The organism is Halomonas sp. M4R1S46, from assembly GCF_025725685.1.
In the GTDB taxonomy this organism is placed as follows: domain Bacteria; phylum Pseudomonadota; class Gammaproteobacteria; order Pseudomonadales; family Halomonadaceae; genus Halomonas.
The window spans coordinates 918,016-939,959 of record NZ_CP107008.1 but is presented as its reverse complement, the minus strand read 5'-3'; the positions used below and the strand labels follow the sequence as shown (position 1 = coordinate 939,959).

The 21,944-nt window shown below is 66.9% G+C and carries 21 protein-coding genes; 2 read left to right on the top strand and 19 right to left on the bottom strand.

Features of this window, described 5'->3' with window-relative positions:
• Positions 1–14: 14 nt before the first annotated feature.
• Entirely contained in the window at positions 15–971 is a 957-nt protein-coding gene (prmB, locus tag OCT48_RS04465; RefSeq protein ID WP_263591527.1) for a 50S ribosomal protein L3 N(5)-glutamine methyltransferase, read from the bottom strand.
• Between the two features lie 124 nt (positions 972–1,095).
• Here prmB and OCT48_RS04460 point away from each other — a divergent pair, with 124 nt between their 5' ends.
• Complete coding sequence (locus tag OCT48_RS04460; RefSeq protein ID WP_263591526.1) at positions 1,096–1,671, top strand: Smr/MutS family protein; 576 nt, start codon at positions 1,096–1,098, stop codon at positions 1,669–1,671.
• A 251-nt stretch (positions 1,672–1,922) separates the two neighbouring features.
• Here OCT48_RS04460 and OCT48_RS04455 read toward each other — a convergent pair whose 3' ends face one another.
• From OCT48_RS04455 to OCT48_RS04395, 13 genes are all read right to left on the bottom strand, one after another.
• Complete coding sequence (locus OCT48_RS04455) at positions 1,923–2,873, bottom strand: IS481 family transposase (protein ID WP_263591525.1); 951 nt, start codon at positions 2,871–2,873, stop codon at positions 1,923–1,925.
• Between the two features lie 83 nt (positions 2,874–2,956).
• Positions 2,957–4,060 (bottom strand): patatin-like phospholipase family protein, encoded by a 1,104-nt coding sequence (locus tag OCT48_RS04450; RefSeq protein ID WP_263591524.1) that lies wholly within the window; start codon positions 4,058–4,060, stop codon positions 2,957–2,959.
• A 13-nt stretch (positions 4,061–4,073) separates the two neighbouring features.
• The gene (locus OCT48_RS04445) at positions 4,074–4,931 is read right to left on the bottom strand and encodes an alpha/beta fold hydrolase (RefSeq protein ID WP_263591523.1); all 858 of its coding nucleotides are present in this window, start codon (positions 4,929–4,931) and stop codon (positions 4,074–4,076) included.
• Positions 4,928–5,740 carry an alpha/beta fold hydrolase gene (locus OCT48_RS04440; RefSeq protein WP_263591522.1) on the bottom strand — a complete coding sequence of 271 codons (813 nt, stop codon included), beginning with the start codon at positions 5,738–5,740 and terminating at the stop codon, positions 4,928–4,930. The genes OCT48_RS04445 and OCT48_RS04440 overlap by 4 nt, the downstream gene beginning before the upstream one ends.
• A 227-nt stretch (positions 5,741–5,967) precedes the next feature.
• A complete protein-coding gene (locus tag OCT48_RS04435; protein ID WP_263591521.1) occupies positions 5,968–6,702 on the bottom strand; it encodes a FadR/GntR family transcriptional regulator in 735 nt (244 codons plus the stop codon).
• A gap of 196 nt (positions 6,703–6,898) precedes the next feature.
• Entirely contained in the window at positions 6,899–7,414 is a 516-nt protein-coding gene (locus OCT48_RS04430; protein ID WP_263591520.1) for an Ldh family oxidoreductase, read from the bottom strand.
• Positions 7,415–7,499: 85 nt separating this feature from the next.
• On the bottom strand, positions 7,500–8,297 hold the full coding sequence (locus OCT48_RS04425; protein WP_263591519.1) for an NAD-dependent epimerase/dehydratase family protein: 798 nt from the start codon (positions 8,295–8,297) through the stop codon (positions 7,500–7,502).
• A gap of 93 nt (positions 8,298–8,390) precedes the next feature.
• On the bottom strand, positions 8,391–9,248 hold the full coding sequence (locus OCT48_RS04420) for an amidohydrolase family protein (protein ID WP_263591518.1): 858 nt from the start codon (positions 9,246–9,248) through the stop codon (positions 8,391–8,393).
• Positions 9,249–9,250: 2 nt separating this feature from the next.
• Positions 9,251–10,387, bottom strand: coding sequence for a mandelate racemase/muconate lactonizing enzyme family protein (locus tag OCT48_RS04415; RefSeq protein ID WP_263591517.1), 1,137 nt, complete (start codon positions 10,385–10,387; stop codon positions 9,251–9,253).
• A gap of 33 nt (positions 10,388–10,420) precedes the next feature.
• Positions 10,421–11,701, bottom strand: a complete 1,281-nt coding sequence (locus OCT48_RS04410) for a TRAP transporter large permease (RefSeq protein ID WP_263591516.1) — start codon at positions 11,699–11,701, stop codon at positions 10,421–10,423.
• 4 nt (positions 11,702–11,705) lie between these two features.
• Positions 11,706–12,239, bottom strand: coding sequence for a TRAP transporter small permease (locus OCT48_RS04405; protein ID WP_263591515.1), 534 nt, complete (start codon positions 12,237–12,239; stop codon positions 11,706–11,708).
• A 68-nt stretch (positions 12,240–12,307) separates the two neighbouring features.
• Positions 12,308–13,312, bottom strand: a complete 1,005-nt coding sequence (locus OCT48_RS04400) for a TRAP transporter substrate-binding protein (RefSeq protein WP_263591514.1) — start codon at positions 13,310–13,312, stop codon at positions 12,308–12,310.
• 24 nt (positions 13,313–13,336) lie between these two features.
• Positions 13,337–13,696 carry a dihydrodipicolinate synthase family protein gene (locus OCT48_RS04395; protein WP_318152563.1) on the bottom strand — a complete coding sequence of 120 codons (360 nt, stop codon included), beginning with the start codon at positions 13,694–13,696 and terminating at the stop codon, positions 13,337–13,339.
• 511 nt (positions 13,697–14,207) lie between these two features.
• Here OCT48_RS04395 and OCT48_RS04390 point away from each other — a divergent pair.
• A complete protein-coding gene (locus OCT48_RS04390; protein ID WP_263591513.1) occupies positions 14,208–15,149 on the top strand; it encodes an AEC family transporter in 942 nt (313 codons plus the stop codon).
• A gap of 136 nt (positions 15,150–15,285) precedes the next feature.
• Here the strand turns inward: OCT48_RS04390 and OCT48_RS04385 are convergent, their stop codons facing one another.
• The 5 genes from OCT48_RS04385 to OCT48_RS04365 form a co-directional block, all read right to left on the bottom strand.
• Positions 15,286–16,863, bottom strand: coding sequence for an aldehyde dehydrogenase (NADP(+)) (locus tag OCT48_RS04385; RefSeq protein ID WP_263591512.1), 1,578 nt, complete (start codon positions 16,861–16,863; stop codon positions 15,286–15,288).
• A 100-nt stretch (positions 16,864–16,963) separates the two neighbouring features.
• The gene (locus tag OCT48_RS04380) at positions 16,964–18,289 is read right to left on the bottom strand and encodes a glucarate dehydratase family protein (RefSeq protein WP_263591511.1); all 1,326 of its coding nucleotides are present in this window, start codon (positions 18,287–18,289) and stop codon (positions 16,964–16,966) included.
• Between the two features lie 43 nt (positions 18,290–18,332).
• The gene (gene garD, locus OCT48_RS04375) at positions 18,333–19,901 is read right to left on the bottom strand and encodes a galactarate dehydratase (RefSeq protein ID WP_263591510.1); all 1,569 of its coding nucleotides are present in this window, start codon (positions 19,899–19,901) and stop codon (positions 18,333–18,335) included.
• A 34-nt stretch (positions 19,902–19,935) separates the two neighbouring features.
• On the bottom strand, positions 19,936–21,447 hold the full coding sequence (locus OCT48_RS04370; RefSeq protein ID WP_263591509.1) for a tripartite tricarboxylate transporter permease: 1,512 nt from the start codon (positions 21,445–21,447) through the stop codon (positions 19,936–19,938).
• 14 nt (positions 21,448–21,461) lie between these two features.
• A complete protein-coding gene (locus tag OCT48_RS04365; RefSeq protein WP_263591508.1) occupies positions 21,462–21,905 on the bottom strand; it encodes a tripartite tricarboxylate transporter TctB family protein in 444 nt (147 codons plus the stop codon).
• Positions 21,906–21,944: the final 39 nt, after the last annotated feature.

Here is a 21,944-nt window from a genome sequence, read left to right as displayed (position 1 = left end):
TCCTCTATGACTGCTCAGCTGAAGGACGCCGCATGGGCGTCGAGTTCCGCGGCGGTGAGGGCGAACACGCCCTGGCCGCCGCGCTCGAATTCCAGCCACAGGAAGGGCACCTCGGGGAAGGCGGCCTCCAGGTGGTGGTCGGAGTTGCCCACCTCGACGATCAGCACGCCGTCGTCGCTGAGATGCGCCCGAGCCTCGCGCAGGATACGCCGCACGATATCCAGGCCGTCACGGCCGGCACCCAGGGCCAGGCCCGGCTCATGGCGGAACTCGGCCGGCATGGTGGTCAGGTCCCGGGCATCCACGTAGGGCGGGTTGGAGACGATCAGCTCGTAGCGCCGGCCGGCCAGGCCGTCGAAGACGTCCGACTCGACGGCCCGGACCCGGTCGCCGACGTCGTGCCGGGTGATGTTGATGCGTGCCACCTCCAGCGCCTCGGGGCTGACATCGGCCAGGTCGACCTCGCAGGTGGACAGGTGCAGGGCCGTGGCGATGCCGATGCAGCCCGAGCCGGTGCACAGGTCGAGGACCCGCGCCGGGGGCTCGACCGGGAACCAGGCGCCGAAGCCATGCTCGATGAGCTCGGCGATGGGCGAGCGCGGGATCAGTACCCGCTCGTCAACGCTGAAGGGGGCCCCGGCGAAGAAGGCCTCGCCGAGCAGGTAGGGCAGCGGCCGTCGCGTGGCGATGCGCTCGCGCACCAGGCCGACGATCCGCGCCCGCTCCATGGGCAGCAGCCGCGCGTCCTGCACCCCGGGGTCGACATCCCAGGGCAGGTGGAGGGCGCCGAGGGTCAGCGCCACGGCCTCGTCCCAGGCGGAGTCGGTGCCGTGCCCGTAGTGCAGGCCGGCCAGGTGGAACTCGCTGGCGGTCCAGCGCAGGCAGTCCCTCAGGGTGACCAGGCCCTCGACGAGGGCGTCATCGGTGAGCGCCAGGGTGGAGGAAGACGGTGAAGCGGGAGATTCGGCCACGGGACATCCTGTGGTTGACGGTTGCGAGGAGCGACGTGAGGCCACCGATTGTACCCTCGGCGGCGGTTCACAGCCACGCCAGGGTCGGTATACTGGCCGCTTCCCGCCACCCCACGAGAGAGCCATGAGCCGACGCCGACAACGCCCGGACGCCGACGAGATCAGTGCCTTTCGTCAGGCCCTGAGCGAGGCCGGCGTGCGCCCGATCCACAGTAACCGAGCCGATCCCGGACGCCCCAGGCGGACGGACGAGGCGAGCCGGGAACGCCGTGCCGCGGCCACCGCCGCCCGCGAGGGCGTCGCCGGCGGCCGCACCTCCGATGGCCGCGTCGAGGCGGTGCGCCCGTCCGAGTATCTCGACTTCGCCCTGCCCGACCTGCCCTACCGCACCCGCAGCCAGCTCAAGCGCGGCCAGATTCCCTGGGCGGCCGGCCTCGACCTGCACGGCCACACCCTGGAGGAGGCGCGCAGCGAGCTCGAGGCCTTCCTGGCCGACGCCCTGGCGGCCCAGGCACGCTGCGTGCTGGTGGTCCACGGCAAGGCCTGGGGCAGCACCGCCGACTACCCGGTGATCAAGAGTCACGTGAATGCCTGGCTGCGCGAGTGGCCCAGCGTGCTGGCCTTCTGCTCGGCCAGCGAGGTCGACGGCGGCACCGGTGCGGTCTATGTGCTGCTGCGCCGTCGCCGCGGCGAGGGCTGAAGGCTAGGGCGCGTTAACAATCGTCCGCCGATGGCGTTGCTGTCTCACCAGGCGTCAGGCCAGGCGACGGCCGCCACCAGGCCGTCAACGCCGCATGACGCCTGGTGAGGCGCAACCCGAAGGGCCGGGCCGGTGGCTGCGCAGCTCTTTGTTGTTCACGACTCACTTGGCACTACCAAGCCACGTCGTTCACGCCGCGATCTGCACAACCACCGGCTCCGGCGCAACGTGCGTGCGATTGTTAACGCGCCCTAGTTGTGTAAACCCACCAGGTTGTTCACGGAAAGCCTCAGCCGGCTAACCGGAGGCCGATAATCCAGACTGGCATGTGGCCGATGCCAGTTGTACTGATGAAGCCAGGCAGGCAGATGCCTGCCTCGCTCCTCCGAGCTGATGTATGACCGGGCGTAGGCCCATTCCCGCAGCGCGGTCTGAATGAACCGCTCTGCCTTGCCATTGGTGCGGGGCGTATAGGGTCGAGTGCGTTTGCGCTTCAGTCCCAGACGCCGGCACAGGCGGCGGAACGGCTTGGATTTGTAGCATCCACCATTGTCGGTCAGCACGCGCGTGAAGCGAATTCCCAGGTTCCTGTAGTAACGCACGGCCTCCAATAGGGCATAGCACGCACTCCAACCGGTTTCATCAGGATAGCGGGTGCCGAAAGCGACCCGCGAGTGATCGTCGATGGCGATGTGAACATACTCCCAGCCGGCGCCCCGCGTGTTCTGCTGGCGATCGCCGGTGACACGATGCCCTGGGCGTTCGAAGCGGCCGAGTTTCTTGATGTCCAGGTGCAGTAGATCTCCCGGCGCGTCATGCTCGTAACGATTCACGGGACGGGCAGGTGTCAAGGCCGAGAGACGATTCAGCCCCTCGCGTTCGAGGAGCCGTGCGACCGTGCTGTGTCCGATCCCTAACCGCTCGGCGATCTGACGGTAGGTCTGGCGCTGCTGGCGACGCTCGAGGACCTGCTCGCGAACCTCGGCAGGGACCGCATGAGGGCAGCGACGGGGACGAGAAGAGCGGTTCTGCAGCCCGGCCTCACCCTCTTGCCGGTAGCGGCGCACCCACTTGTAGACCGTCCTCACACTGACGCCCTGAGCCTGGGCGACCTCCTCGGGCCGGAGCCCTTCGTCAACGACTCGGCGGACCAGCAGGGCTCGACCATGCGGTGTGAGACGGGCATTCTTATGGGTGTTCATCCGGGCCTCCTGGAGGTTGGTTTGGGTCGCACCTCCAATTGTCCGGGTAGGTTCCGGATGAACAACCTACCGAGAGATCACACCTAGTCCCGATCGTCCGGTGCCACCGGTTCGGTACTCGGCTCCTCGAGCCGCGGCGGCTCTTCGCCTGAGGTCTCGGCGCTCGGCTCCACCACCAGGCTGCTGCCGGCGAGACCAACCCCCTTCTCGCGTCGGTCCAGCGCCTCCTTGGCCAGGTGGCGGCCCAGCAGGATCAGCGCCTCGGCACGATGGAACTCGTAGGCGCCGCAGACCGTCTTGGGCACCTCGATCAGCACGTCCGGGGGGTAGCCCGCCAGCTTGTACTTGGCCAGCGCCGCCTGGGTGATGTCGAAGGAGGCCAGCATCATGTCCAGCCGCCCCCAGGCGCGGCGGCCGCGGGCCAGGCTGTCGTCCTCGTCGCCCTCGGCGCCCTCGGCGCTGCCGCCGAAGCCCTCGAAGAGACGCCGGGTGGCGCCTCTCACCCCTTCCATCCAGCCGCCGAAGTCCACCGCACCGCCCTTGTCGCGGGCCTCTTCCCTGGCCTGCTCCTTGGCGGCCTCGTCCGGGGACAGCAGCGACTCCAGGCTCACCGGCTCGGGGCTGTGGGCGGTCACGTTGACCGCCATGACGAAGTCCGCCCGGGTCGACAGCGTCGGCGTGATGGGCAGGGGGTTGAGCAGCCCACCGTCCACCAGCACCTGCTCGCCATGGTGGACCGGCGTGATCACGCCTGGCACGGCGATGGAGGCACGGATCGCCTCGAGCAGGGACCCACTCTGGAACCACACCTCACGCTGGCGCACCAGGTCGGTCGACACGGTGGTGACCGGGATCGGCAGGTCCTCGATGCGGATGTCCCCGACCAGCTCGTCGAGCTTGCTCATCACCTTGCTGGCCCTCATGGCTCCCATGGGACTCCAGGTCACATCCACCAGGCGCAGGACGTCGAAGTAGTCCAGCTGGCACACCCAGTCGCGATAGCGGTCGAGCTGCCCCGCCGCATGCACGCCGGCCACCAGGGCACCCATGGAGCACCCGGACATGGCCACGATCTCGTAGCCGCGGGCCTCCAGCTCCTCGATCACCCCGATATGGGCATACCCTCGGGCTCCGCCGCTACCCAGCACCAGCGAGACCCGCTTGCCCTTGCGGTTCGAGTTGCGCATGTCGCCTCTCCTGTCAGTCGCGGTACCCAGCCACGATCGCCTCGGCCACCGCCCCCACCGCGCCCGGCTCCAGATGCAGGTGGTGCCCCCCCGGCAGGACCCGACGTCGCAGCCCGGCAATGGCCCGCCGGGCGGACGCGGCGCCGGGGCGGCCGGCGAGGATGCCGCCCTCGCCCTCCACCAGCAGCACCGGGCAGCGAATCGCCTCCAGCATCGCCATCGCCTGCTCCGGCGTGAAGCGCACCGGCGAGGGCCTCAGCAACCGCGGATCCGATCTCAGGCGGAGGTGGCCATCCGGCTCCACGACGAGGTTGCGCCGCACCAGCGGGCGCGCCGTCTCGCTGTCGATGGGCGTGGCCCCGCCGGCCACCCGGGACGCCACGGCACTCCTCTCGTCAGGATAGCGCGGTGCCGCCGAGAGGGAACGACGATGGGCACGCAGCCCCTTGCGCAATTGCCCGGGGGCGGCGGCGGCCTCGGTGGTCAGCGCCCCCAGGCCATCGATCAGCGTCAGCGAGGCGACCCGCTCGGGCAACGCGGCGGCGAGCAGGCAGGCCACACCGGCGCCCATCGAGTGCGCCAGCAGCGGCGTGCGCTCGAGGCCAAGGTCGTCCAGGGCGTCGAGGACATCGTGGCAATAGTCCCAGAGCGCATAGTCGCCGGCGAGATGCCGAGACTGGCCGTGGCCGGCGAAGTCCAGCGCCACGATCCGGATGTCCAGCGCCTCGACCAGGCGTGGCGCCAGCCGCGAGAAGCTGGCGGCATTGTCGAGCCAGCCATGCAACGCCAGCCAGGTGGGGGCGCCCACCTCGCCCCAGGCCAGGCCGGCCAGACGCCCTTCGGCGAGGCCCAGCGGGCGGGGGGCGGTCACGGCACCTCCAGCAGCGTATCGAGCATCGAGAGCAGCGCCTGGCGGGTCGCCTCGGGCTGCTCCATGGGAAACATGTGCCCCCCGGGGACCTTGGCGAGGCGTACCCCGCGTCGCCGCAGCCGGCGCTGGCGACGCGGGGTAAGCACGTCGGACTCGCTGCCCGCGAGCACTCCCAGGGGGACATGCACCCGGTCGGGCAGGTCGTCCAGGTGGTCGGGCAGGTGGCGGAAGACCGCCACCTCGATGTCGGGGTCGTAGAGCAGGACCACCCGCCCATCGTCGAGCTCACGGGTACCGCCATCCACGTAGTCGTCGAGGGCCTGGTCGGTGAAGCGCCGGAACAGCCCCCGGCGTCGCAGGTAGTTGCGCATGGCCTGGCGGTCCGGCCAGGTGTCTCGCCGCCCCAGGGTACGCCCCGCCGGGGTGAGCTGGTCGACGAAGCCCAGCCGCTTGGCGGCCTTCATCGCTAGGGCATCGAACCCCAGCATCAGCGGCGGGTCGAGCATCACCACGCAGTGGAAGCGTGCCGGTGCCCGCTCCGCGGCCATGGCCATCAGCACCCCGCCCATGGAGTGGCCGACGCCGATCACCGGGGTGTCGAAGCGGTCCAGGTGCTCGAGCAGTTCGTCGCGCAGCGCCAGCCAGTTATGGCCCACCGGGAAGTCGGGATGATGACCGAGACGGTCCAGCGGCTGGAGATCGAACCGCGCGGCCAGCGGCGACAGGAAATTGCGGTAGCTCTGACCCGGAAAGCCGTTGGCATGGGCGAAGACCAATGGAAGGGGGGCGGGGGTGTCGGTTCGGCGCATGGCATCATCCGGTTGAGGCAGAAGGCCGCGAGTGGCGGTAGCAGGCTAACGGGAATACCATGGGCCGCCAAGTCGTCTTTCCGCCACCCGCTCAACGGAGTCCCGCGTGTCCCCCCACAAGTCGCCCCGCGATACCCGCGCCCGCAACCGGATCTTCATTCTCACCGTGATCGCCGCCGTCGCCGTCGGCCTGTGGATCGCCCGCTGAGGCGCCCTGCCCCACGCGCTCAGGCGTCCCGATAGCGGGCGTACATATCGCGGGATCGCTCGAGATGCTGCTGCATCGCCGCCCGGGCCGCCGGGCCGTCCCGTTCGAGGATGGCCTCCAGGATCCGGGTGTGCTCCTCATGCACCAGCTCGAGATAGCGCGCCGTGGCGCGGGGGTCGATGTCGATGCTGAGCAGTTTGGCACGGGGGATCATGCTGTCGCTCAACGGCTCGTAGAGGCGATCGAAGCAGACGTTGTGGGTGGCCTTGATGATCGCATGATGGAAGGCGAAATCCTCTCGGCGCGCCTGGGATTTCGCCGCCTGGGCCTGGACGAACTCGGCATGCCGGGCTTCCAGGCGCTTGCGGTCCTCGTCATCGTGACGCAGGGCGGCCAGCTCGGCCGCCGCGGGCTCCAGGGTCAGGCGCAGCTCCAGGACCTCCAGGATATCCTCCACGGTCCGGGGGCTGATGTGCACGGCCGGTCGCGGCTCGGCCGCGTCGTTGCGCAGCACCGTCGTGCCGACGCCGCGCCGGGTCTCGACCAGCCCCAGCGACTTGAGGTGGGTGATGGCCTCGCGCACCACCGTGCGGCTGACCCCGAAGGCCTCGCACAGCTCACTCTCGGTGGGCAGCTTGCTACCCACCGGCGCCTCCCCGGAGGTGATGTGGCGCTCGAGCTGCTCCACGACGGCCTGGGACAGACTGCCCTCGCGGGTAACGCGCTGGACATCCCATGAACCCGATATCGCCATTTCCGCCCCCTTTGCCATCCATTCCCGTGAATACTGCCATGATATCGACAGCAGACAGGCATATCGACAGCTATTAATAATACATCATACTAACATTCATCGCATGCGACTGGCCGTTACCCGGTCCGGAGGGCGCCCCCATGCTCGCCACGGCTGGGGCACGGCGACAATGCCGCGATGAGCGTGTGGAGGCTAGCTAGGCCTTACGCAACCCGTCCAGTTCATGATACAGCGCCCCGGGGAGCGTCAAACCATGCTCGAGACTGCGCTGGCGAGCCTCGTGTCGCCGTTGTGACGGGAGACGCGCCCCCTGCCTCAACACACCATCGAACAGGGCTTCGGCATGCTGCAAGTACCTGTCCACCTCGTCACCGAGCAAGGTCCGAGGATCGATCGCCAGGATCAGCTCCCCGTGCCAGGGCCGCCCTGCACCGTCGTCGCTGGCCGGCCGGGTCTCATGCCCCAGCAGGTCGCCAATCAGTGGCCCCGCCAGTAGCTCGATCATGATCGAGAGTGCCGACCCCTTGTAGCCCCCGAACGTCAGCATCGCACCCTCCAATGCCCTCCCGGGATCCGTGGTGGGTCGCCCGTCCGGATCGATCGCCCAGCCTTCGGGGATGACCTCCCCGGCGCGTCGATGCAGTTCGATCTCGCCACGCGCCACCACGCTGGTGGCAAAATCGAAGGTATATGGCACCTCTCCCTTGTCCATGCAGCGTGACGGGTATCGAGCCCGCTCGATACCCGCGGCCGTTCCAGGCACCCCGCCGCCCGGCCCGGGCGGCGGGCGTCAACGTTCAGTCGTCGGGGTGCCCGAGGGCCACGAACTTGCCCCCCTGATACACGACGGCAGGGTCGTTCGGGTCGATGGAGCCCGCCTCGGCCTCGACCTCGGCACGCCACGGCTCGGAGCTGTCGCAGGGCACCCAGCCGAGAAACGCCGCCTGGCTGTTGTCCCACCAGCTCTCGGCATTGGCCGAGGCCCCGTAGACCACGGTGTAGGTCAGCTTGGGCACGGTGAAGGCGCGCTCGAGCAGGGCGACGAAGTCCTCGACGCTCAGCCAGGTCGCCAGCATTCGGGTATCCGCCGGCTTGGGAAAGCACGAACCGATGCGCACGCTCAGTGTCTCGACGCCGAACTTATCGTGATAGAGGCTGGCCAGGTCCTCGCCGAAGCACTTCGAGACCCCGTAGAGGGAATCGGGACGGTGCACCACCCGAGTGTCGATTCGGGTGGTGCGCGGATAGAAGCCGATGGTGTGGTTCGAGCTGGCGAACACGATGCGTGGCTTGCCCAGGTTGCGCGCCGCCTCATAGAGGTTGTAGGCGCCGATGATGTTCGACTGGAGAATGCCCTCCCAGGGCTTCTCCACCGACACGCCGCCCAGGTGGACGACCCCGTCGCAGTCGGCCACCAGGGCGTTGACCGCCTGGGCATCGGCCAGGTCGCAGGGCACGATCTCCTCGTGCTCGACCGCCTCGCCCAGTTCGGCGACATCCGATAGCCGCACCCGATGGGCGAGACGCGCGAGATGCGGACGAATGGCCTTGCCGACACCACCGGCTGCACCGGTGACCAGAATCCGATTCAGCATCACGTTTCTCCTTTGACATCGACGAACGATCCATTCGATCAAGAACCGTTCGCGACATTGATGAAAGATGGTCCCTGACACTCCGAAGCGATGTCAGGATGCCCCGAACTCGTACAAAGCGGCCGGGTTATCGACCAGAATCTTGTGCCGCACTTCCGAACTGGCCCACTCGAGCAGTACATCGAGCTGCTCGGCATCATCCGGGTATTGAGAACGCGGAACGCCGACGTGTGGCCAGTTGCTGCCCCACAGGATGCGCTCCGGGGCATGCGCGATGACGCGCCGGGCGATGGCGCCGACATCGGCATTGTACGGTCCGCCCTCCAGGCTGGCCTCGTACCCCGCGCAGACCTTGAACCAGGCATTGCCGCGGTCCAGCAGGTGCAGGAGCTCGTCGACGCGTCGGTCGTCCGGCGGCACCGGGTCCATGAACTTGCCAATATGGTCGATGATGTAGTCGCCCTCGATGCGGCGAAGCTCGTCCCGGTACGCATCGAGATGGCGGCCGTTGAACTGCACCATCAGGTGCCAGCCCAGCGGCCGGATCCGCCGCTCGACGTCGCGCAGCTTGTCGATCTTCACGGCGCCGCCCGGCAACTGCATGATGCGCGCGCCACGCACGCCCCGCGCGTGCCAGGCCTCGAGCTCGTGGCTCGGCGTGTCCGGCGTCACCACCGCCACGCCGCGGGCGTGGGCCAGGGCCTCGAGCAAGGCCGCGTTGTCGCCCTGGTAGGCATTGGGTTGGGTGACCACCACCCGCTCCAGCGACAGGCGCCGCTGCACGCGACGGTAGTCCTCGACGGTGGCGAGCTCCGGAATCGCCGGGCCACCGGGCCGGGCTTCATGGCCCGGCAGGTAGAGGTGGATATGGCAATCGGTCGCCCCCGGCGGCGCCTGCAGCCGGGGCGCCGGTCCATCGAGTGGCCGGGTGTTGACGGGCACCTCGGACACGATCACTCCTCCTTGAGGGCAAAGTGTTGCAGGGCATCACGGTCGATGGTGATCCCCAGCCCCGGCCCAGCGGGGATACGCATGACACCCTTCCGGTGCTCGATAGGCGTCTCGACGACGGCCTGGCGGAAGGGGTTACGGGTGCGATCGAACTCCATGATCGGCTCGATCGGACGCCGTCGCGGCGGATTGGGCGGCAGGGCCGCCATGAACTGCAGGCTGGCGGCGATGCACACCGCCGTGCCCCACACATGCGGGACCAGGCGCACGCCGAACATCGCCGCCAAGTCGGCGACGCGGCGGATCTCGCTGAAGCCGCCCACACCGCAGACGTCGGGCTGGGCGATGTCCACCGCGCGCGTCGACAGCGGCTCGAGCATCGCGTAACGACCGTGCCAGTTCTCGCCGCTGGCGACGGGGATCGGCTGCCCCTGGCGCACGGCGCGATAGGTATCGATCTGCTCGGGCAGCACCGGCTCCTCGAACCAGTCGACCCCGTACGCCGCGGCCCGCTTGCCGACCTCGACCGCTTCCAGCAGGTCATAGCCATGGTTGGCGTCGATCATCAGCCGCCGCTCGGGACCGATCGCCTCGCGGGCGGCGGCGATGGCACGCAGATCCTCCTCGACGTCGAAGCCGATCTTGATCTTGACGCCATGGAAGCCCTCCCGGGCATAGCCGGCCACTTCCTCGGCGACGTCCTGGACCCGGTCGACCCCGTCGCGGCGGAACGAGCCGGTGGCATAGGCCCGGACTTCGTCACGGAAGCGTCCGCCCAGCAGCTCACTGACCGGCGCGCCATAATGCTTGCCCTTGATGTCCCACAGCGCGATATCGATGCCGCTCAGGGCCGTCATGGTCAGACCGCGCTGTCCCTGATCGCGCAGCCGGTTGTAGAGCTCGAGCCAGAGCTTCTCGGTCTCGAGCGGGTTGGCCCCGATCAGGGCACCAGCATAGAGCCCCACGATCGTGGCATTGGCCTTGGCCGGGCCCAGGCACTCTCCCCAGCCCACGGTGCCGTCGTCACAGACGATCTCGACCAGGCAGTGCTGACGCCGCTCGAAGCGCATCGAGGCACTCTCGAAGGCCTGGTCGAGCCGGTAGTCCAGAATATGCGTATGCACGCTTGCGATCTTCATCGTTGAGTCCTGTCCCATCGAGTGCGTGGAGCGTTACTGGAAGAAGGACGGCAGCAGCAGCGACACCGCCGGCACATAGGTCACCAGCATGAGCACCGCGAACAGCGCCAGATAGAAGGGCCAGATGGTGCGTACCGCCTGCTCGATCCGGATCTTGCCGATCACGCTCCCGACGAACAGGCAGGAGCCGACCGGCGGCGTGCACAGCCCCAGCCCCAGGTTGATCATCAGGATGATGCCGAACTGGATCGGGTCCATGCCGAACTGGGTGGCGACCGGCAGGAAGATCGGCGTGCAGATCAGGATCAGCGCCGCCATGTCCATGATCATGCCCAGCCCGAGCAGCAGCAGGTTGAGCATCAGCAGGATCACGTAGGGGTTGTCGGAGATCGCCAGCAAGGCGTTGCTCAGCAGCTCCGGTACGCTGTAGAGCGCCAGCAGGTAGGAAAAAGCCGAGGCACAGCCCACCAGGATCATCACCAGCGAGGTCGTGCGCACCGACTGGTAGACGGCCTGCTTGAACGACTCCCAGCGCAACTCGCGATACACCAGGCCGGTGACCACGATGGCGTAGATGGCCCCGAAGGCGCCGGATTCGGTCACCGTCAGGATTCCGGACAGCACACCGCCGACAATGATCACCGCCGTCAGCAGCCCGGGCAGCGCCGCGGCGAAACTGATGGCCAGCGCCTGCCAGCCCGGAAACGTCTCGCCGGCATAGCCCCGCTTGACGGCCACCACGTAGGCCGCAACGGCCAGGGCCAGACACATCAGGAGGCCGGGCACGATGCCCGCGATGAACAGCTGCGTCACCGAGATGCCGCCACCGGCGGCCACGGCGTAGAGAATCATGTTGTGGCTGGGCGGAATCACCACCCCGGCGACCGACGAGGTCACGGTCACATTGACCGCGTAGTCGGCGTCATAGCCCTTTTCCTTCATCACCGGCACCAGGATCGAGCCGAGCGCCGAGGTATCGGCGACCGCCGACCCGGAGATGCCGCCGAACAGCATCGAAGAGGAGACATTGACCAGCCCGAGCCCGCCGCGTACCCGCCCCACGGCGGCGGAGGCCAGGCGCACCAGGCGATTGGAAATCCCCCCGTGGAGCATCAGCTCGCCGGCGAAGATGAAGAAGGGAATCGCCAACAGCGAGAACACCGAGATGCCGGATAGAATCCGTTGGAAACCGACGAACAGCGGCAGCCCCTCGTAGAGGAAGGTGACGACCGACGCCAGGCCCACGGCGAAGGCCACCGGCGCACCGACGATCAGACCCAGGAAGAAGACGCCGAAAAGAATCAACAGGCCCATGAGGTTACCTCTCCGGGTGCGTCACGAGACGCTGGACGATATTGACGAACGAGAACAGCACCATCAGCAGACCACTGATGACCAGGGGCAACGCACGCCAGCTTTCGGAAAGCCCGATCATGGGGATGGGACGCCCGAGGTTGTCCAGCACCATGATCCCCCCCTGCCAGGCCATGCAGGCACCGAACAGGACCACGAAGACATCGGCGACATGACGCATCGCCTCTCGCGGCACCACCGGCAACCCCTCGCGGATGAATTCGATGCTGAGGTGGGTCTTGTTGCGCACCCCGGCGGCCGCTCCCAGGCAGGTCACATACACCACGATCAGCAGCGATGATTGTTCCACCCAGGTCGGCGTGTCATTGAGGACGTAACGTCCGAAGACCAGCCAGCCAAAAGAGGCAATCAGGAAGACCAGCAGAATACCCGACACGACAATGCAGGCCTGGGCGATGCCATCCAGCACATGATCGGCGGCGGATGGCGCCCCGGCGACTTCCTTCGTGTTACGCGCTTGATCAGAGTAAAAACTCACGATACTCGGTCCTTTCAAGGAGCCCCGAGCCGGTGCCAGCGCCGGGGCCCTGAGTGGGATTGACGGGATCATTTCTGCGTGGTCTGAATATCCTCGACCAGCGTTTCGAGATCCGGATGTTCCTGGACGAAATCGTCATAGATCGGCTGCATCTTTTCCTGGAAAGCCGCCTTGTCATTCACGTCGTTGATTGCCACGCCGGCATCGAGAGCCATCTGACGACTACTCTGGGCGCGCTCTTCCCAGAGCTGGCGCTGCTCTTCGGCCGCGTTTTCCGCCGCCTCGCGCACGATGCCCCGGTCTTCCTCGGAGAGCGCCTCCCAGGTCGACTTGGCCACGCATAGGCATTCCGGCAGGATCAGGTGCTCGGTGAGTGAATAGTATTTCGCCACTTCATAGGGACCGCTGGATTCGTAGGACGGGTAATTGTTCTCGGCACCGTCGATGACGCCGGTCTTGAGAGACTGATAGACCTCGCTGTAGGCCATCGGCGTGGCATTGCCACCCAACTCATCGATCATCTGCACGTAGAGGTCGTTGTTCATGACGCGGACCTTGAGCCCGTCCACGTCCTCCGGCGTCTGGACCGGGTGATCGGTGTTGTAGAGGCTGCGGGCGCCCGAGCCAAACCAGGACAGCGCGACGAGATCCTTCTCGGCCAGCGCATCGGCGAAGCGATCCCCGATCTCGCCGTCCATGACGCGATACATGTCGTCGGCGCTGTTGAAGATGAACGGCAACGACAGGATATTGGTCGCCGGCACGATCGGCCCCATCGGCCCCATGTTGAAGTTGGCGAAATCCAGGGCACCGTTTCGTGTCTGTTCGATGGCATCCGGCTGATCACCCAGCACGGCATTATGGTAGACCTTGGGTTCGATTCTTCCCTCGGTCTTTTCGGCCACTTCGTCGGCGAAGTTCTCCAAGGCAATGCTGTTCGGATAGGAAGGCGGATGGATGTTCCAGCCTCGCCACTGCTCGGCCTGAGCCGGGATCGAGATGGCCGATACGATCCCGGCCAGGGCGGTCACTTTCAGGATGTTGCTGTGATTGGCGGTCTTGTTGGTCAGCATGGCAAACTCCTCGGGTTCCGGGTGTTATGGCTTGTTATGCGTCTTGCAGTCGTCTAGCGACTCCCATCGGCTTTCCGGCTGATGTCTTGCTTCCTGACTGGGCATCTCGAACGGCGCGCGAACGCTGCCGGTCGCCACGCTGAAACCAGCGCTCGCGATCACCGGCAGCCGCACGACCTCGCGGAAATCGTCCTGGGACAGGTTGAAGAACTCGCCGATGCCTCCGGCGACGCACACCGCCGAGGCCTCGTGGCTGATGAACCACTCCGGCCGCTGGCGATAGCTATCGGCATCGAAGCGCCCCCGTGCGTCGCAATCGGTGATCGGGAAGGACAGCAGCCCGGCACTGATCGCTTGCTTGACCTCGTCGTGTGTGACGCTCACCTAGTCGCCCTTTTTCTTGTTCATCCAACACGACCTGAAGGGGAAAGCCTTCAAATAATACATCATATGAATGACAAGCTAGTCGGCCGATATATGACTGACAAGAGGTCTCGGTCGGGTTTTATACCAAAGTGTTACCCGCCAGAATCGCTCCTTCGTGGGACGAGCCGACTGGGCAAGATCCCATGATCGGCATAACGATCATCGGGTTACGGGATCACCACGCGGCAGAAGCCACCCTAGCTGCCGTCGTCCATGCCGTAGGGGCAATCGGAGTAGAGCGACGTCCAGGCGGCTTGCTAGTGACGGTCTTGCATCTGAGCCTCCATTCCCCTACTTCCTCCTGGCATGGAGCTCGGATGGACAGGCACTCACGTCGACATTTATCATACATCATACCAACTACCTCCATATGACAGGGGCCAGAGCCAAGCCACTGCCGCTCATGATCAGTCTTATCCTTGAGCCGCTGCCGTTGCGCTCGCTGTCAGCACAAAGGGACGACACCGTTATGGCCGATGTCTTGCTGGGGACGCTCGAGGTCAGCCTCCCCGTCTTCGCCATGGTCTTCGTCGGGGCGCTGCTGAAGCGGTTGGGGTGGATCGACCAGGCCTTCGTCAACACGGCGTCCAGCCTGGTATTCAAGGCCACCATGCCGACGCTGCTGTTCCTGAGCATTCTGCGCGCCGACCCGGACATGGCCCTCAACCTCGGCCTGGTGGGCTTCTATCTCGGCGTCTCTACCCTGGCTTTCGGGCTGATCTGGCTGTGGGCGCTGCCACGCTGCCCTCACGACGACCGCGGCGTCTTCGTACAGGGCGCCTTCCGGGGCAACTGCGGCATCGTCGGCCTGGCGCTGTCGGCCAGCATGTACGGCGATCTCGGCCTGTCCCTCGGCGGCATCATGGCCGGGGCCATCATCGTCCTCAACCTCGTGCTCTCGGCGATCGTACTGGCGGTCTACAGCCCCACGGTCAGCTCTCATCCACTCGCCATTCTCCGGGACGTCGCCGCGAACCCCCTGATCCTGGGTATCGTCGCGGCCCTGCCTCTCAACTACCTGGGCGTACAGCTACCGGCCTGGCTGATGACCTCGGGCGACTACCTGGCCTCGCTGTCGCTGCCCCTAGCGTTGATCTGCATCGGCGGCGGCCTCAGCGTGTCGGCGGCCAGGCAGAGCAGCGCGCTCTCCCTGGAAGCGAGCCTGTGGAAGGTCGTGCTGATGCCCGCCCTCGGCATCCTGCTGGCCCTGCCGCTGGGCTTCCGCGGCGCCGAGCTGGGCATCCTCTTCCTGTTCCTGGGCAGCCCCAGCGCGGCCGTGGCCTACGTGATGGCCCGCGGCGCCGGCGCCAACGCGACCCTGGCCGCCAGCATCATCGTGATCAGCACCCTGCTCAGCCTGCTCACCATCAGTGCAGGCCTCTTCACCCTGACGACATTCGGGCTGATCTAGTGTCTTGTATCAGGGGCTGGCGGTAGACTTCCGGCGGCCAGCTCGGAAGCGCCCTCCCCCATCGCTCCTTGCGATATACAAAAGGCGGCCCGAGGGCCGCCAAAAACTTACTGCTTGGCAATCCGAATGTCTTGCCTCAGGCCTCGCGCTGGCCGTCGACCAGGCGGCTGACGCCGGCCGGGTTGCCGTCACGCAGCGCCTCGGGCAGCAGGCCCTGGGGCAGGTTCTGGTAGCACACCGGGCGCAGGAAGCGGTGGATCGCCGCGCTGCCCACCGAGGTGGTGCGCGAGTCCGAGGTGGCAGGATAGGGCCCGCCGTGGACCATGGCGTGGCACACCTCGACGCCGGTGGGCCAGCCGTTGGCCATCACCCGGCCGGCGCGACGCTCCAGCGTCGGCAGCAGGTCGCGGGCGGCCTCCAGGTCGCCGTCGTCCATCTGCAGGGTGGCGGTCAGCTGGCCTTCCAGATGCTCGGCCACGCGCTTGACCTCGTCGAGGTCCGCGCACTCGACCACCAGCGCGCTGGCGCCGAACACCTCGGCCTGCAGGGCCTCCTCACGCAGGAAATCGGCGGCCGAGGCCACGAACAGCCCGGCCTGGCCGGCGTTGGGACCCTCGCCGGCCGGGCCGCGGGCCACCTCGCGGGCCTTGCGGCTTTGAAGGAGGCCATCGACGCCCTGCACATAGGCGTCATGGATGCCCGGGGTCAGCATGGTCTGGGCCGCGGCGCCCGTCACCGCCTCGCCGGCGGCGGCCACGAAGGCGTCGAGGCCCTCGCCCTTGACGCCGATCACCAGCCCCGGGTTGGTGCAGAACTGGCCGGCGCCCAGGGTCAGCGAGCCGACGAAGGCCTCGCCCAGCTCGGCAGCACGGGATTCCAGGGCCGCCGGCAGCAGGAACACCGGGTTGATCGAGCTCATCTCGGCATAGACCGGGATCGGCTCGGGACGCGCCTGGGCGGCCTGCATCAGCGCGGTGCCGCCGGAGCGCGAGCCGGTGAAGCCCACCGCCTTGATGCGCGCATCGCGCACCAGCGCCTGGCCCACCTCGCGGCCGGAGCCGTAGAGCAGCGAGAACACGCCCTCGGGCAGCTCGCACTGGGCCACGGCGCGCTGCACGGCGCGGCCGACCAGCTCGGAGGTGCCGGGGTGGGCGGAGTGCGCCTTGACCACCACCGGGCAGCCGGCGGCCAGGGCCGAGGCGGTGTCGCCACCGGCCACCGAGAAGGCCAGCGGGAAGTTGGAGGCGCCGAACACGGCCACCGGGCCCAGGGCGATATGGCGCTGGCGCAGGTCGACGCGCGGCATCGGCGCCCGCTCCGGCAGCGCCGGGTCGAGGCGCAGGTCGAGCCACTCGCCGGCGCGCACCACCTGGGCGAACAGGCGCAGCTGGCCGCAGGTGCGGCCGCGCTCGCCCTCGAGGCGGGCCCGGGGCAGGCCGGACTCGGCCATGGCGCGCTCGATCAGCGCATCGCCGATGGCCTCGATCTCGTCGGCCACGGCCTCGAGGAAACGGGCGCGTTCCTCGAGGCCGGTCTCGCGGTAGGTCGCGAAGGCCGCCCAGGCCAGGTCGCAGGCTTTCTCGACTTCCGCCTTGCCGCCCGCGGCATAGGCCGGGGACAGGGTCTCGCCGGTGGCCGGGTTGACCGCGTGGATGGGGCTGCCCTGAGCCGCAACGGCCTGGGCACCGATCAATTGCTTGCCTTCCAAAGTCATCAGGCGTCTCCTCATTGGCGCGACGCGAGTGTCGGCGTCGCTTGGGGGTAGTGAGGGGGGATTCAGGCCGCGAGTCGGAGAATGTCGCGGCCGAGAAGCCTCAACGAACCAGGGCAGGACGCTTGGGATCGAACTCCCAGCCCTGGATCAGGTACTGCATGGCCATGGCGTCGTCGCGCTGGGTCACGTCGAGGCGCTTGTACGTCTCGTGCGCCTCCATGAGCTTGTCGTCGTCGAGCTCGACGCCGAGTCCCGGAGCGGTCGGGACCTTCAGCTTGCCGCCCCGGATCTTGAACGGGTCCTTGGTGATGCGCTGGCCGTCCTGCCAGATCCAGTGGGTGTCGATGGCGGTGATCTCACCCGGGCAGGCCGCGGCCACATGGGTCATCATCGCCAGCGAGATATCGAAGTGATTGTTGCTGTGCGAGCCCCAGGTCATGCCCCACTCGTGGCACAGCTCGCCCACGGCCACGGCGCCCTGCATGGTCCAGAAGTGGCAGTCGGCCAGCGGGATATCCACCGAGTTGAGCTGTACGGCCAGCTGCAACTGCTTGTAGTCGGTGGCGATCATGTTGGTGGCGGTGGGCAGCCCGGTGCGCTTCTTGAATTCCGCCATGGTCTCGCGGCCGGAGAACCCGCCCTCCTGGCCACAGGGATCCTCGGCGTAGCTGAGCAGGTGCTTGATCGGCTCCAGCACGCGCACCGCCTCGTCCAGCTTCCAGGCGCCGTTGGGGTCGAGGGTCAGACGCGCCTCGGGGAAGGCCTCGTGCAGCGCGCGGATGCAGTCGGCTTCCTCCTCGCCGCGCAGTACACCGCCCTTGAGCTTGAAATCCTTGAAGCCGTAGCGGCCATAGGCGGCCTTGGCCAGGTTGGCGACGGCGTCCGGGGTCATGGCCTCGCGGTAGCGCACCTCGTCCCAGGCATCGACCGGGTCGGTCACGCGGGGATACGGCAGGTCGGTCTTGTCGGGATCGCCGAGCAGGAAGAGATAGCCCAGGGCCTCGACCTCGTCGCGCTGGCGACCGTACTGGCCCAGCAGGTCGGCCACCGGCATGCCCAGTGCCTGGCCGAAGAGATCGAACAGCGCCGACTCGATGGCGGTGATGACGTGGACCGCCACCCGCAGGTCGAAGGTCTGGCGCCCGCGTTCCTCGGGACCGCCCTGGGCCAGCAGGCCCCGGGCCTGGCTCAGCACCTGCTTGACCTCGTTGACCCGGGCGCCCTCCACCAGCCCCCGGCACTTCTCGAGCCCCTTCAGGATGCCTTCGCTGGAGGGGATCTCGCCGACCCCGCGGTTGCCGGACTCGTCTTCCAGCACCAGCACGCAGCGGATGAACCAGGGCGCATGGCCGCCGCTGAGGTTGAGCAGGAAGCCGTCCTCGCCGGCGACCGGCACGATGCTCATCTTGGTGATCTTGGGAAACATGGCATTGCCTCTTGTAACGGTCGAAAGAACAATCGAAGGGCGTTCAGGTCACCGGCGCGGGGTTGAACAGCACCAGATCGTTGTGCAGGCCCAGCCGGTCGGCGGCGACGCGGCGACGGCCGCTGGCCACATCGAGGATCAGCCGGAACAGCTCCCAGCCCAGCTCCTCGATGGACGCCTCGCCGGTAGCGATGCGCCCGGCGTCGAGGTCGATCAGGTCGTGCCAGCGCCGTCCCAGAGCGGAGTTGCTCGAGACCTTGATCACCGGGGTCATCGGCAGGTTGTAGGGGGTGCCGCGCCCGGTGGTGAAGACCTGCAGGTTCATGCCCGCGGCGGCCTGGAGGGTGCCGCAGATGAAGTCGCTGGCCGGGGTCGCGGCGAAGGTCAAGCCACGCTTGCGCAGTCGCTCCCCCGGGCCGATGACATCGACGATCGGCGAGTTGCCGGACTTGATCACCGACCCCAGCGCCTTCTCGACGATGTTGGAGAGCCCGCCTTGCTTGTTGCCGGGCGAGGTGTTCGCGCTGCGGTCCGCCTGGCCCTGGGACAGGTAGTCGTCGTACCAGGCCATCTGGTCGATCAGCGCCTGGCCGACCTCAGGGTCCACGGCGCGCGGCGTCAGCAGATGGATGGCATCGCGCACCTCGGTGACCTCGGAGAACATCACGCTGCCCCCGGCGCGCACGATCAGGTCGGTGGCGAAGCCCACCGCCGGATTGGCGGTCAGCCCGGAGAAGGCATCGCTGCCGCCGCACTGCATACCCACCGCCAGGTCGGACACCGGGCAGGTCTCGCGGCGACGGCGATCGAGGCGCTCCAGATGGCGCTCGGCCATGGCCATGATGCCCTCGACCATCTCGCCGAAGCCCGCGAAGGACTCGTCCTGCAGGCTCAGCACGTTGGCCTCGGGGTCGGCGGCCTCGGTGTTCTCGTAGATCCTCACCGGCTGATCCTCGACCAGGGTCGAGGGCTGCAGCTTCTCGCAGCCGAGCCCGATGACCATCACCTCGTTGCCGAAGTTGGGGTTCAGGGCCAGGTGCTTGAGGGTGCGAATCGGCACCACCGCGGCCGGCGCATTGATGGCCACGCCACAGCCGTAGCTGTGGTTGAGCCCCACCACGTCATCGACATTGGGGAAGCGCGGCAGCAGCTCGCGCTTGATGCGCTGCACTACGTGATCCACGGTACCGGCCACGCACTGCACGCTGGTGGTGATGCCGAGCACGTTCTTGGTGCCGACGCTGCCGTCGGCATTGCGGAAGCCCTCGAAGGTGTAGCCCTCCAGCGGCTCCGCCGGCGGCGCCGGGCGCGTCGCCAGCGGCAGGTCCTCCAGGGCCGGCGGGGTCGGCATGTGCAGATTGGTCTCGTTCACATGGCCGCCCCGGGGGATGGGCGTGGCGGCCGTGCCGATGACCTCGCCATAGCGGATCACCTCATCGCCTTCCGCCAGCGCTACCAGCGCCACCTTGTGCCCCTGGGGAATGCTCGCCTGGAGCACGATCCCGTCATCGAGGCGCTCACCGACGGCCAGGCCTCCCTGGCCGACGACGACGGCGACGTTGTCCCGGGGGTGGATGCGGATCACCCGAGGGGCCGGCTGCGATTGCGTCATGATCGGGCCTCGCGGTTGTGCGGATTAAGGGAGCTCATGAGGAGGTCTCCAGGCGACGCTTGGCATGGCTCTTCAGCCCCATGACCGCGGAGAAGGCCACCGAGGCGGCGATCAACAGCCAGAGCACCACGGCGATGGGGCTCTTGGTGAAGAAGATCGAGTAGGTGCCGAAGGACTCCAGGCTCTTGACGAAATACACCTCCGCCTGGCCGCCGAGGATGAAGCCGATGATCAGCGGCGCCACCTCGAGGCCGACCTTCTGGATCAGATAGCCCAGCACGCCGAAGATCAGCAGGGTCCAGACGTCGAACATGATGCCGTAGTTGATGGCATAGGCGCCGACCACACACATCATCACGATGATCGGGTAGAGGATGTACTTGGGCACCAGCACCACCTTGGCGATGTGCTTGATGGCATAGAACATCAGGAAGAACATCACGACATTGGCAAACACCAGGGCGGTCATCATCACGTACCAGGTGTCGGCATTCTCCGGGATGAACAGGGGACCGACCTGGATGCCCTGCAGCGTGAAGGCACCGATCAGCACCGCGGTGGTGGAGTCCCCCGGGATGCCGAGCGACAGCAGCGGGATCAGCGCGCCACCGGTCAGCGCATTGTTGGCCGACTCGGACGCGATCAGCCCCTGGGGCGCGCCCTTGCCCATCTCGCTGGAGTCCCGAGACAGGTTCTTCTCCTGGGTGTAGGCCAGCACCGAGGCCGCACTCCCCCCGACCCCCGGCAGCATGCCGACGAAGGTGCCGATGAAGGAGGAACGCACCAGGTTGGTCAGCCGTCCCTTGAAGATGCCGAAGGAGAAGCCGCCGCCCTTGCCGATCTTGATCGTCTTGCCGGACAGGCCGCTCTTCACGCCGTCTTCGGCCTCCAGCAGGATGGTGGCGATGCCGAAGATGCCGATCAGCACCGGCAGCAGGGAGAAGCCCTCGAACAGGTACGGCTCGAGGAAATCGAACATCAGTCGCGTCTTGCCGTTGCCACCGTCCGAGATGCTGTAGGTGCCGATCAGGCTCAGCCAGATGCCGATCACGCCGCTGAAGATACCCACCAGCATGTTACGCGACATGGAGGCGATGACGGTCAGCGCCAGCAGGATGATCAGGAACTTCTCCACATAGGAGAACTTGATCGAGAACTCGGCCAGCAGCGGCGCAAAGAGAAAGAGAATGGCAGCACTGACCAGACCTCCGACCACGGAAGCCACCACGCTGACGCGCAGGGCGCGCTCGCCCTCGCCCCGCTGGGCCATGGGGTAGCCGTCGAAGGTGGTGGTGATCGAGGATGGTGTGCCGGGAATGTTGAGCAGCACGGCCGGCACCATGCCACCGGAGATCCCCCCCACGTAGAGCCCCAGCAGGAGCGCCAGACCATGGTGGAGTCCCAGGGCGTAGGTGAGCGGCAGACACACCGCCACGGCCATGGTTGCGGTCATCCCGGGGATCGCCCCGAAGATGATGCCGATCAGGGCACCCAGGGCCGCCAGCAGGAAGAAGGTGATATCGAGTAACGACAGTATATCCAGCATCGGGAACGACTCCGCTACGGCAGGGTGATTTGGAACAGCTTGGCGAGGATGAACCACGCCAGGCTCGGCGCCACGATGGCATTGATGGCGGCAGTCACGACCTTACGCTTGGTCCTGGTGTGCATGTACATCAGCGACATCAGGAACACGAAGGCGATCGAAACGAACAGGAAGCCGTAGCCCGTGTAGGGAAAGAAGTTGCCGACCACCGCCATCAGGTAGAAGTAGACGGCGATCAACGCCAGGGAGCCGAAGAAACGGAATTTGTCCATGGACTCGCCCAGGATCGGCAGCGTCCTTTCCCCTCGGCTGACGGCGGCGAAGAAGGGCAACACTCTAAACACCAGAACCAGTGCGAATAGCCCCCCCATCAGCCAATGAATAATGCGAGGAAAGAACAAGTGAGAGGTCTCGAAATCAATCGAGACACTGAGCATGGATGTCAGTCCTGATTCCATAGCGGCTCCGATGAAGGCTTTCGTTCAAGCGAGCCTTTC